The organism is Deferribacter desulfuricans SSM1 (genome assembly GCF_000010985.1).
GTDB classification, from domain to species: Bacteria; Chrysiogenota; Deferribacteres; order Deferribacterales; family Deferribacteraceae; genus Deferribacter; species Deferribacter desulfuricans.
On sequence record NC_013939.1, the window covers coordinates 1225423 to 1237520 of the forward strand.

The following is a 12098-nucleotide window of genomic DNA, read 5'->3' on the forward strand; positions in this document are numbered from 1 at the left end:
TGTTGATAAACAAAAATAGGAGGCTTCCAATGAAGTTATTAAAACTAACTGAGGATCAGTTAAGAAATATCTGCTCTCCAATTAACTTACAAAGAGCAGAAAATTATGTTGGGAAATTTTTTGATTGTAAAATCCAAGATAACACTATTTATGGTAAGATTAAAGGTAACCACGGTATTTATAATGTTTCGTTAAAAATAGATTCAGACCCTTTAGAATATTCCTGTGAATGTAAAACATCAAAAGAGATGTTTTGTAAACATGCTGCAGCTTTGGGGCTAACTTATATCTATACCCCATGGGTTTTTGAGACAGATGAAAAATTAGAAAGAGATCAAATTAAAACATTGGATGAGCTATCCTTTTATTTAAAAACAACAAAATTAAAACATTTAATAGATGAATTAAGGACAAAAGGTGTAGGAATTGCTAAATTAGCTGAAATCACAGGTATTTCTCTTCAGCAGATTGCTGCTATTCTTAAAGATGACGAAAATGATAAATATCATGTCCTCACCGATCCTTTAAAGCTTGCATGTCTATACATTATTGAAAAGGATTTTGAAGTTTAAACATATTAATTAAATATAAAATTGTAGGGCTAAATTATGCCCTACCACCTTTTTCTATTGAAAAAAATCACCAAAAAGTTTATACATTGACAATTTGTTTGTTGGGAGGAAAATTGTGCCAAAAAGAGAAGATCTAAACACCATCATGATTATAGGTTCAGGTCCAATAGTCATTGGTCAAGCTTGCGAATTTGATTATTCTGGAAGTCAAGCTGTTAAGGCTTTAAAAGAAGAAGGTTATCGAGTAGTATTAGTTAACTCTAACCCAGCCACAATCATGACTGATCCTGAATTTGCTGATGCCACATATATAGAACCGTTAACTGTAGAAATAGTAGAAAAAATTATAAAGAAAGAACAACCAGATGCCATTCTCCCAACCGTTGGTGGACAAACAGCTTTAAATTTAGCTATCGATTTACACAAAGCTAGAGTTTTAGAAAAGTATAACGTGGAGCTAATTGGCGCAAAAATAGATGCAATTCAAAAAGCTGAAGATAGAGAATTATTTAAAAAAGCTATGGCAAAAATCGGTTTAGATATGCCAAAAAGCGCGTATGTAAACTCTTATGATGAAGCAATGAAAGTAATTAAAGATATAGGTTTTCCTGCAATTATAAGACCTTCTTTTACTCTTGGCGGGACAGGTGGTAACGTTGCCTACAACATGGAGGAATATAGAGAATACGTAATATGGGGATTAGAAGCCTCTCCAGTAAATGAAATTCTTGTAGAAGAATCGATAATCGGTTGGAAAGAAATAGAACTAGAAGTGATGAGGGATTTAAAAGATAACGTTGTAATTATTTGTGGAATAGAGAATTTTGATCCTATGGGTGTTCATACTGGTGATAGTATTACTGTTGCTCCAATTCAAACTTTAACTGATAAAGAATACCAATATTTAAGGGATGCAGCTATAAAAGTTATTAGAGAAATTGGTGTTGATACTGGCGGTTCAAATGTTCAGTTTGCCGTTGATCCAAAAACTGGAAGACAAGTTATCATAGAAATGAATCCAAGAGTATCAAGGAGTTCTGCTTTAGCCTCAAAAGCTACAGGATTTCCAATTGCGAAAATAGCAGCAAAATTAGCTGTAGGTTATACACTTGATGAAATCCCTAATGATATTACAAAAAAGACCCCTGCGTGCTTTGAACCCACTATAGATTACTGTGTTGTTAAATATCCACGATTTACTTTTGAAAAATTTCCTGGAGCTGACGATACGTTGACCACTCAAATGAAATCTGTTGGCGAAGTAATGGCAATAGGAAGAACATTTAAAGAAGCTTTTCAAAAAGCAATAAACTCTCTTGAAATAGGTAAAACAGGTTTTGATGAAATTTTTAGTGAAGAAGAGTTACAAAAGGATAGTGTTAAAGATGAAATTATTAGATTTCTCAAAAGACCTACTGATAAACGTGTATTTTATATAGCTGAAAGCTTAAGAGCAGGTTTCACTATTGATGAAATATACAATTTATCAAAAATTGATAAGTGGTTTTTAGAAAATATAAAAGAAATAATAGATTTTGAAAAAAAGATAAAAGAAACAAAAAAATTAGATGAAAACACGCTAATAGAAGCAAAAAAGTTAGGTTTTTCTGATAAAAGATTGGCAAAACTACTTAATTTAAAAGAAGAAGATATTAGAGAAAAAAGAAATACTTACAATTTAAAACCTGTCTACAAAAGGGTAGATACTTGTGCCGCTGAATTTGAATCAAATACTCCATATATGTACTCCACATTTGAAGAAGAATGTGAATCATACCCAACAAACAATAAAAAAGTTGTAATATTAGGTGGTGGACCAAATAGAATAGGGCAGGGGATAGAATTTGATTACTGTTGCGTTCACGCATCATATGCACTTAGGGAAGTAGGTTATGAAACTATTATGGTAAACTGTAACCCAGAAACTGTGAGTACAGATTATGACACATCAGATAGACTCTATTTTGAACCTTTAACATTTGAACATGTAATGAATATTATCGAAAAAGAAAACCCTTATGGTGTTATAGTCCAATTTGGTGGTCAAACTCCATTGAAATTAGCAGTACCTTTAGAAAAAGCAGGAGTCAATATATTAGGTACTTCTCCTGATAGTATTGATATTGCTGAAGATAGAGAAAGATTTCAAAAACTTTTAAAAGATATAAACTTGAAACAACCAGATAATGGAATAGCCAAAAACTTTGAAGAAGCTCTAAATATTGCAGAAAATATTGGTTATCCTGTCGTAGTAAGGCCTTCCTATGTTTTGGGTGGCAGGGCTATGGAAATTGTTTATGACCAGGATTCATTAAAAAACTATATGAAATATGCAGTGGAAGCAAGTGAAGAACATCCCGTATTAATTGATAAATTTTTAGAAAATGCCATTGAGGTAGATGTTGATGCTATAAGTGATGGTGAATCCACAATAGTAGCAGGGATTATGCAGCATATAGAAGAAGCTGGAATACATTCAGGTGATTCTGCTTGCTCAATTCCACCTAGATCATTAAGTGATGAGATTATAGAAGAAATCAAAAGGGCTACTATAAGCCTTGCAGAAAAATTAAATGTTAAAGGTTTAATGAATGTTCAATATGCCATAAAGGATAATCAACTTTACGTATTAGAAGTAAATCCTAGGGCATCAAGGACTGTTCCCTACGTCAGTAAATCGATTGGTAAATCATTAGCAAAGTTAGCGTCCAAAGTGATGGTTGGCTACAAGCTAAAAGATTTAGGTTTTACAAAAGAAGTAAACATTCCATATTTTACAGTAAAAGAATCTGTTTTCCCTTTTACAAAGTTTCCAGGGACAGATCCAATTTTAGGTCCAGAGATGAAATCTACTGGAGAAGTAATGGGGATAGATAAAACTTTTGGAAGGGCATATTATAAAGCACAAATTGCCGCAAACAATTCTTTACCAACAACTGGTACAGTTTTCATAAGTGTCAAGGATAGAGTAAAAAAAGATATCTTACCTGTTGCAAAAAAGCTTGAAAAACTTGGTTTTAAAATTGTAGCTACAACAGGTACATATAAGTTTCTGAGAGAAAATGGTATAAATGCTGAACATGTATTAAAAGTACAAGAAGGTAGACCTAATATTGTTGACCTCATAAAAAGTGACAAGATTGATTTCGTTATAAATGTGCCAGAAGGTAAAAAATCAAGACTTGACTCGAATTCAATCAGAAGAGTTATTTTAAATTACAATATACCATATGTAACAACAGTAGAAGCAGCAATAGCAAGCGTAAATGGAGTAGAAGCATATCTAAATGAAGGCCTATCTGTGAAATCACTTCAAGAATACTATAAAGAAATTGTTTATTAAGGTGTTATATGACAGGAAAAATAGTTTTTAATAAAAAACTTAGCGATAAATACTACTATATGAAAATAGAATCTCCAGAATTTGTAAAAAATGCAAAACCAGGGCAGTTTTTTATGTTGAAAACTCAAAGTTTTGATTATTTAGTTGACCCCTTATTGCGAAGACCATTTGGTGTCTGCGATATAGAAGAAGATTGTTTTACAATTTTATATACCTTAGTTGGAAAAGGTACGTATCTCTTATCGAACTTACAAACTAGCACAGAAATCTCTTTTTCAAATCCACTTGGAAATGGATTTAGTATTGTTAAAAATAAAAATGTAGCACTAGTTGGTGGTGGAGTAGGTATAGCACCGTTACTTTATTTATCAAAAGCACTTAAAGATAATAACAATAGTATTACTTTATATTATGGTGGTAAATCTATAGGAGATATACATTTATTGGAATATTTTGAAAACACATGTGATTACATAAAGATTTCCACAGAAGATGGCAGCCTTGGTGAAAAAGCTCTTATAACAGACATAATAACTAATTTTGATTATGATATAGTTTATACTTGTGGACCAAAACCTATGATGAAAAATGTAGTATCTGTTTTTCAAGATAAAGTTGAAAACATAGAAGTATCTCTTGATGAAAGAATGGCATGTGGGCTTGGAGCATGCTTAGGATGCATTATTTATGTTAAAGAAGGGGACAATATAGTCCAAAAAAGATGTTGTGTAGAAGGGCCAGTTTTTGATGGTAATAAAGTAGTTTGGGAGCTGTAAATGGCTAAAAATAGATTAGAAGTTGAAATTTGTGGTATTAAATTTAAAAATCCCATAATCACAGCAAGTGGAACTTTTGGATATGGAATTGAATACTCAAGATTTATAGATATTTCTAAACTTGGTGGAATAAGCGTAAAAGGTCTCTCATTAAATGAAGTATCAGGTAATATGATGCCTAGAATAATAGAGACACCTGCAGGAATGCTCAATGCAATAGGTTTACAAAATATAGGAGTAAATAGATTTATTGAAGAAAAACTCCCAATTTTAAAAAAATATGATACAAGAATTATCGTAAATTTTTGGGGCAAAACTATAGAAGAGTATGTTGAAGTAGCTAAGATTCTTGATTCAGTTGATATAGATATGCTAGAAATTAATATATCTTGTCCTAATATCAAAGAAGGTGGCATAGCTTTTGGTACAGATCATAAAATGACGGAAAAAGTTGTTTCTTCAGTTAAAAAGAACATAAAAAATAAACCATTAATAGTAAAATTATCACCAAATGTCACAGATATAAAGCTTTTTGCAAAAATATGTGAAGATTCAGGAGCAGATGCAATTAGCGCAATAAATACACTTCTTGGCATGTCAATAGATATTGAAACAAAAAAACCACATCTTTCAAATATTACAGGAGGACTAAGCGGTCCAGCGATAAAGCCAGTTGCAGTAAGAATGGTTTATGAAACATATAAAACGGTAAAAATACCTATCATAGGGATAGGTGGCATTATAAATTATAAAGATGTCATAGAATTTTTTATTGCTGGATCAACAGCAGTACAAATAGGTACAGCAAATTTTGTAGATCCAGAAATACCAATAAAAATCATTAATGATTTAAAAACCTATTTAGAAAACAAAAATATTGATAAAATTTCGTCATTAACGGGCTCAATAAAAATAAATTAAGATAAATACCATCCTTTATCATCATGTTTAGACTGCTTATCTGACGCTCGCAAAGACAGCAAAACAGTCATCGAGAGTAAGTGCAAGCTGACGAAGCAATCTCTCCTAAGTCTTGAGTTAGGTGACAGGAGGCTGTTGCACAATGGAACAATTTTCTGATATCATTATAGTTTTGAGATTGCTTCGGCAACTTTTGATGCCTCGCAATGACCCAAAATTGCTGTCATTGCGAGCGTTAGCGAAGCAATCTGAGGTGCTTAAGTATTATTATTGTGCAACATCCTCGACAGAATTATTCACAAATAAAAACAGCTATTTTGCGATATAATAAAAAAATTCAGAAACTCTTCTCAATATTCAAAACGTCCGATAAGATATATTATGTTAAGTTAAATTTTTATTGATATGTTTTTTATTATGGATTATTATGCAGCTGGTTTTTAGATTTTTATTTGAGGTAACCTATGAAATATAAAAGCTTTTATTTAATAGATAAAATAATAGATTCACTGAAAAAGCAATTCCCTAAAAAATGTTCTTGTGGAAAAGAATTTAAGGATTTTAAAGAATTTATTGAAAACACTTCTTTACCTGCTCCTCAAAATCTCCAAATTTTTGATTGTGATGACGTTCATGAGGTTTTATCACTAAGAAATTGTAATAATTGCAACTCAACGATTGCTATCAGATGTGCCTTAGACGATATTGATAAAAAAGTTTTATTAGATTTAATTAAAGAAGATATCAAAATTAATAATATAGAAGAAGACGAATTTTTGCAGATATTAAGAAACGAAGTATTATCCTGTGCAAAAAAGAAATTAAATATAAATAATGAAAATTCACAAAAATAGTTTCATATTCTTAGATTTAGATGGAACAATTATTGATACTTTGGAAGATATACACAATTCTTTAATGCTGACTCTTGAAAAATACGGTTTTCAAAAATTTTCTATCGATACAACAAAAAGTTATGTAGGAGATGGAATTAAAAAGCTCATAGAAAGATCTGTTGGTAAAGAAAACTATAGGTTAGAAATAGAAAAATATTTTCGTAATATTTACAATCAAAAAATTATTGAAACATCTAATATGTATAAAGATATGGATTATGTATTGTCTACTTTAAGAAATATTACAGATTATTTATTCATAATTTCAAATAAATCATTTGATTTCACTGATAAAATAGTTAAACATTTTGGACTTGATAAATACTTTCTTAAATGGTTTGGTGGGGATAGCTTTAGTGAAAAAAAGCCTTCCCCTATTCCAGTCTTAGAAATATTTAAAATATATAATAAAACTCCAGATAAAAATTCATTTATTATAGGCGATAATTATACAGATATAGAATCAGGTTATTATGCAGGTATATCAACCATTTTTTGCAATTATGGTTATGGAAAAATAAAAGAAGTAAAACCTGACTATGAAGTAAATAATCCATTAGAAATTCTCGATGTATTGGAGGTAACAAACTGTGAGTAAAATAGCAATTTTTGGAAATTACATATATTATGACAATAAAATAGTAAGAGATAGTTATCTTTTAATTGAAAATGAATATATAGCTGGTATTGAAAAAAATATAAATAAAAATGATTATGACGAAGTAATCATAAAAAAAGATTCAGCAATTTTTCCAGGGTTTATTAACACTCATACTCATTTACCAATGGTTTATTTTAGAGGTCTTGCGGATGATTTACCACTTATGGATTGGCTACAAAAGCACATATGGCCTGCTGAAAATAAGTGGCTAAGCGATGAGTTTGTTTATGATGCCACTCTGCTTGCAGCGTGCGAACTAATAAGGTGTGGTACTATTTGTGCAAATGATATGTATTTTTATTCAAAATCAATAGCAGATGCTCTTATCAAAGCTGGTGTTAAAGGGGTAATAGGTGCAGGAGTCTTAGATTTTCCAACAAAATTTGCCAAAAATTTAAATGAATACCTAAATAATGCAGAGAAACTAATTGATAGGTATAATGATAATCCACTAATAAGGGTTGCTATCTGTCCTCATGCTCCTTATACTGTCTCTCCTGAAAGCTATAAAGAATGTATTAAGTTTGCTGAAAAACATAATTTATTGATTCATACTCACTTAGCAGAAACAGAGTGGGAAATTAATGAAATAAAAAACAAATATGGTAAATCCCCTATTCAACTTATGAATGAAGTGGGAATGTTTGACACTAAAGCCATTTTTGCTCACATGGTTCACCTAAATCAAAATGAAATAGAATTAATAGGCAAAAAATCTGTAAACATATCGCATTGCCTTGAAAGTAACTTCAAACTTGCAAGTGGTTTTGCACCTATAAAAGATATGCTAGAAAATGGTGTAAATGTAACAATTGGAACTGATGGTGCAGCAAGTAATAACGACCTTGATATTTTGGCTGAAACCTCTACTGTGGCAAAATTTCACAAAGCTTTTAGTAAAGATGCAACCGCTTTAAATGCAGAAACAGTTTTAAAAATGCTCACAAGAAATGCTGCTAAAGCTCTTTATTTGGATAAAATGGGTATCATTAAAAAAGGTTATTACGCAGATTTTATAGTTATTGATCTAAACAAACCTCATTTACAACCAATTTATAATCCAATATCTCATTTAATTTATTCTACAAAGTCTTCTGATATTACTGATGTCTTTATAAATGGTAAGCATATCTTAAAAGATGGTATCATAACCACTATTGATGAAGAAGAAATTTTAGAAAAAGCTAAATACTGGTCAAACAAAATAAAAAACGAAAACTAATGGAGGGCTATTAATGGTTTATAATGAATATAAAAATCCACTGACAGAAAGATATTGTTGTAAAGAAATGAATTATATTTTTTCACCAGAAAAAAAGTTTACCACTTGGAGAAAATTGTGGGTTGCATTAGCTGAGGCAGAAAAAGAGCTCGGTTTGCCAATTACAGATGAACAAATTGAAGAAATGAAACAAAATATCAACAATATAGATTTTGAATATGCTAAAGAAATGGAAAAAAAATTTAGACATGATGTAATGGCTCATGTTCACACTTTTGGAAAAGTTGCTCCAAAGGCCATGCCGATAATACATCTTGGCGCCACATCAGCATACGTGGGCGATAATGCAGATCTTATCATAATGAAAGAAGCCTTACTGCATATAAGAAAAAAAATGGTTAACCTGCTAAATAATCTCAAAAACTTTGCTTTGAAATATAAAGACTTACCTACTCTAGGATTTACACATTTTCAGCCTGCACAACTTACCACTGTTGGTAAAAGAGCTGCTTTATGGCTTCAAGATTTCGTTATGGACTTTGAAGAATTAGAATATGTATTGGATAATCTCAGATTTAGAGGCGTTAAAGGTACAACTGGCACTCAGGCTTCTTTTATGAAGCTTTTTAACAATGACAGTGAAAAAGTAAAAAAGTTGGATTTGCTGGTAAGCAAAAAAATGGGGTTTGATAAAGTCTTAAAAATTACAGGGCAAACGTATACTAGAAAACAGGATACAAAAGTACTTACTGTATTGGCAAAAATAGCTGAAAGTGCTCACAAAATGGCTACAGACATCAGATTATTACAAAATCTTAAAGAGGTTGAAGAGCCTTTTGAAAAAACACAGATTGGCTCAAGTGCTATGGCTTACAAAAGAAACCCTATGAGAAGTGAAAGGGTATGTTCTTTATCAAGATATGTTATCTCTTTAGTTTTTAACCCTTTTATGACACAAGCTACACAATGGTTTGAGAGGACTCTTGATGACTCTGCAAACCGTAGAATCTCAATTCCAGAATCTTTTATGGGGGTTGATTCTATTTTAAATCTTTTAATTAATATTACAGATGGGATGGTTGTATATGAGAAAATGATTGAGAAGCATATAAATGATGAGCTACCTTTTATGGCTACAGAAAATATAATTATGGAAGCTGTTAAAAAAGGTGGTAATAGACAGGAAATGCACGAAATAATAAGGGTTCATTCGATGGAAGCTGGTAAAAGGGTCAAAATGGAAGGTAAACAAAATGATTTATTAGAAAGGCTTGCAAATGATGATAGAGTCCCTCTATCTATGGAAGAAATTAAATCTTTGCTCAATCCAAGAGATTTTGTAGGTAGAGCACCAGAACAGGTAGAAGAATTTATAAAAGAGGAAGTTCAGCCAATTATAGAAAAATACTCAAACGATTTAGGAGTAGATGTAGAAATAAAAGTTTAAAAAGGCAGGGTCTCCCCCTGCCCTATTTTTTACAGCACAATATTTTCTTTATATTCTCCAAAGACATTTTTTAAAGATTTTACAATTTCACCAAGAGTAGCATAGTTTTTAGCACAATTGATAATATGTGGCATAAGATTTTCGTTTGTTTTTGCAACTTCTTCTAATTTCTTCAAAGAATTCTGCACAGCTATATTATCCCGTTTTTCTCTAAGCTCCTTCAATTTTCTTTTTTGATTTTCTTCAACTTTAGGGTCTATCTTTAGAATATCCTTTGGTGGTTCTTCTTCAATCTGATATTTATTTACACCAACTACAATCTGCTCCCCTTTTTCAATTGCCAATTGACATTCATAGGCACTATTTTGTATCTCCTTTTGGACATAACCCATCTCTATAGCTTTTACCATACCACCGAGTTCATCTATTTTATTAATATATTCTTCAGCTTTTCTCTCTATTTCATTAGTCCAATTTTCTATTAAATAGGAACCAGCCAACGGATCTATTGTATCAGCTACACCACTTTCATGAGCAATAATCTGCTGTGTCCTCAGTGCAATCCTTACAGATTTTTCTGTAGGCAAAGCCAGTGCTTCGTCAAATGAATTTGTATGTAGAGATTGAGTGCCTCCCAGCACAGCAGCAAGAGCTTGTATTGCAACCCTTACAATATTGTTTTCTGGCTGTTGAGCTGTCAATGTGCTACCAGCTGTCTGAGTATGAAAACGCAACATGCAGGATCTTGGATTTCTAGCTCCAAAGCGTTCTTTCATTATTTTAGCCCACAATCTTCTTGCTGCCCTAAACTTTGCTATTTCTTCAAGAAAATTGTTATGTCCATTAAAGAAAAATGATAATCTTCCTGCAAACTCGTCAACATCAAGCCCTGCTTCAATTGCTGATTTTACATACTCAATGCCATCAGCAAGGGTAAATGCAACTTCTTGAACCGCAGTGGAACCAGCTTCTCTAATGTGATAACCACTTATACTTATTGTATTCCATTTTGGCACATGATCTTTACAAAAAGCAAAAATATCTGTGATAATCCTCATCGATTCCTTTGGAGGGAATATATATGTCCCTCTTGCTATATATTCTTTTAAAATATCATTTTGTATTGTACCGCTAAGTTTATCTGATGATACACCCTGTTTCTCTGCTACAGCAATATAAAAAGCAAGTAAAATTGAAGCTGTCGCATTAATTGTCATTGAGGTGGAAACCTTATCAAGAGGGATGCCATCAAAAAGTATCTCCATATCAGCTAAAGAATCAATAGCAACCCCAACTCTTCCAACCTCCCCTTCTGCCATTGGGTCATCAGAATCATAACCGATTTGAGTAGGGAGATCAAAAGCAACGGAAAGCCCCATTGTTCCTTGTTGTAGTAAATAATGATATCTTTTATTAGATTCCTCAGCTGTAGCAAAACCTGCATACTGCCTCATAGTCCAAAATCGGCTTCTATACATCGTTGGCTGAACGCCTCTTGTAAATGGGTATAAACCAGGATAACCCAATTGCTCATCATAATTTAAATCTTTAATATCATCAGGAGTATAAAAAGGCTTTATCTTGATACCACTCGTTGTTTGAAATTCCTTTTTTCTCTCAGGAAACCTCTCGATAGATTTTTTATACAACTCTTCCCACTTTTTATACATAGCTCCTCCTGCAAAAAAGAAAAGCCGCTTTAAGCGGCTTTTTAACCTTTATTCTACGATAAACAGCTTATCTCCAATTGTCACTGTACTCTCATTTGGATCTTCACTTGCTTCTACAAATATTTCAGTAATAACACCCTTTTTTGGTGATTTAATTTCATTTTCCATTTTCATAGCAACTAATATCATTACGGTTTCACCCTCTTCCACTTCATCACCAACATCCTTTAAACGCTTCCATATATATCCAGGCATCTGAGCTTCCACAACCTGACGACCTTCTACCGATGCAGAAGTTCTCATCTTCATAAAACGCTTCATTTCATCTAAAACTTCTACTTTATAATTATCACCGTCTACAATAACCTCGAAATTATTCCCTTTTTCACTTATTTCAACAGCATATGATCTGCCATCTATAATTATAGAGTAAATTGCTTCATTTATCTGAGCAAAATCCACATTATACTTATTACCGTCAACTTCTACTTCATAGATAAACGGTTCTTTCTCTTCGAGATCAACTTTGATCTCCTCTTCTCTACCGTCTACAGTTACATAATAATCTCTTTTAACTGGCATGATAACCT

The 12098-nt window shown here is 32.0% G+C and carries 10 protein-coding genes; 8 read left to right on the forward strand and 2 right to left on the reverse strand.

From position 1 onward, the window contains the following. Window positions 1–29 precede the first annotated feature (29 nt). The 8 genes from DEFDS_RS06125 to purB all read left to right on the forward strand — a co-directional run bounded on the left by DEFDS_RS06125 (window position 30) and on the right by purB (window position 9838). Window positions 30–572, forward strand: coding sequence for an SWIM zinc finger family protein (locus DEFDS_RS06125; RefSeq protein ID WP_013007931.1), 543 nt, complete (start codon window positions 30–32; stop codon window positions 570–572). A gap of 115 nt (window positions 573–687) precedes the next feature. Then, entirely contained in the window at window positions 688–3915 is a 3228-nt protein-coding gene (gene carB, locus DEFDS_RS06130) for a carbamoyl-phosphate synthase large subunit (RefSeq protein ID WP_013007932.1), read from the forward strand. 8 nt (window positions 3916–3923) lie between these two features. Continuing rightward, complete coding sequence (locus DEFDS_RS06135; protein ID WP_013007933.1) at window positions 3924–4691, forward strand: dihydroorotate dehydrogenase electron transfer subunit; 768 nt, start codon at window positions 3924–3926, stop codon at window positions 4689–4691. Next, window positions 4692–5612, forward strand: coding sequence for a dihydroorotate dehydrogenase (locus DEFDS_RS06140; RefSeq protein ID WP_013007934.1), 921 nt, complete (start codon window positions 4692–4694; stop codon window positions 5610–5612). A 464-nt stretch (window positions 5613–6076) separates the two neighbouring features. Continuing rightward, entirely contained in the window at window positions 6077–6466 is a 390-nt protein-coding gene (locus DEFDS_RS06145; protein WP_013007936.1) for a hypothetical protein, read from the forward strand. Next, the gene (locus DEFDS_RS06150) at window positions 6447–7106 is read left to right on the forward strand and encodes an HAD family hydrolase (RefSeq protein ID WP_013007937.1); all 660 of its coding nucleotides are present in this window, start codon (window positions 6447–6449) and stop codon (window positions 7104–7106) included. The genes DEFDS_RS06145 and DEFDS_RS06150 overlap by 20 nt, the downstream gene beginning before the upstream one ends. Then, window positions 7099–8391: an amidohydrolase family protein gene (locus tag DEFDS_RS06155; protein ID WP_013007938.1), complete on the forward strand. Its 1293-nt coding sequence runs from the start codon at window positions 7099–7101 to the stop codon at window positions 8389–8391. Before DEFDS_RS06150 ends, DEFDS_RS06155 begins: the two co-directional genes overlap by 8 nt. 13 nt (window positions 8392–8404) lie before the next feature. After that, complete coding sequence (purB, locus tag DEFDS_RS06160; protein ID WP_013007939.1) at window positions 8405–9838, forward strand: adenylosuccinate lyase; 1434 nt, start codon at window positions 8405–8407, stop codon at window positions 9836–9838. A gap of 29 nt (window positions 9839–9867) precedes the next feature. On the opposite strand, the gene DEFDS_RS06165 is transcribed toward purB, so the two are convergent. Further along, window positions 9868–11508 (reverse strand): acyl-CoA mutase large subunit family protein, encoded by a 1641-nt coding sequence (locus DEFDS_RS06165; RefSeq protein WP_013007940.1) that lies wholly within the window; start codon window positions 11506–11508, stop codon window positions 9868–9870. 48 nt (window positions 11509–11556) lie between these two features. Beyond that, a complete protein-coding gene (locus tag DEFDS_RS06170; protein ID WP_013007941.1) occupies window positions 11557–12090 on the reverse strand; it encodes a biotin/lipoyl-containing protein in 534 nt (177 codons plus the stop codon). Window positions 12091–12098 lie beyond the last annotated feature (8 nt).

Excerpts from the sequence above, each read along its gene's own strand:
- DEFDS_RS06170 (WP_013007941.1), bottom strand. The coding sequence starts at position 12,090 with ATGCCAGTTAAAAGAGATTATTATGTAACTGTAGACGGTAGAGAAGAG.
- DEFDS_RS06145 (WP_013007936.1), top strand. The coding sequence starts at position 6,077 with ATGAAATATAAAAGCTTTTATTTAATAGATAAAATAATAGATTCACTG.
- DEFDS_RS06165 (WP_013007940.1), bottom strand. The coding sequence starts at position 11,508 with ATGTATAAAAAGTGGGAAGAGTTGTATAAAAAATCTATCGAGAGGTTT.
- DEFDS_RS06125 (WP_013007931.1), top strand. The coding sequence starts at position 30 with ATGAAGTTATTAAAACTAACTGAGGATCAGTTAAGAAATATCTGCTCT.
- DEFDS_RS06140 (WP_013007934.1), top strand. The coding sequence starts at position 4,692 with ATGGCTAAAAATAGATTAGAAGTTGAAATTTGTGGTATTAAATTTAAA.
- DEFDS_RS06150 (WP_013007937.1), top strand. The coding sequence starts at position 6,447 with ATGAAAATTCACAAAAATAGTTTCATATTCTTAGATTTAGATGGAACA.
- purB (WP_013007939.1), top strand. The coding sequence starts at position 8,405 with ATGGTTTATAATGAATATAAAAATCCACTGACAGAAAGATATTGTTGT.
- DEFDS_RS06135 (WP_013007933.1), top strand. The coding sequence starts at position 3,924 with ATGACAGGAAAAATAGTTTTTAATAAAAAACTTAGCGATAAATACTAC.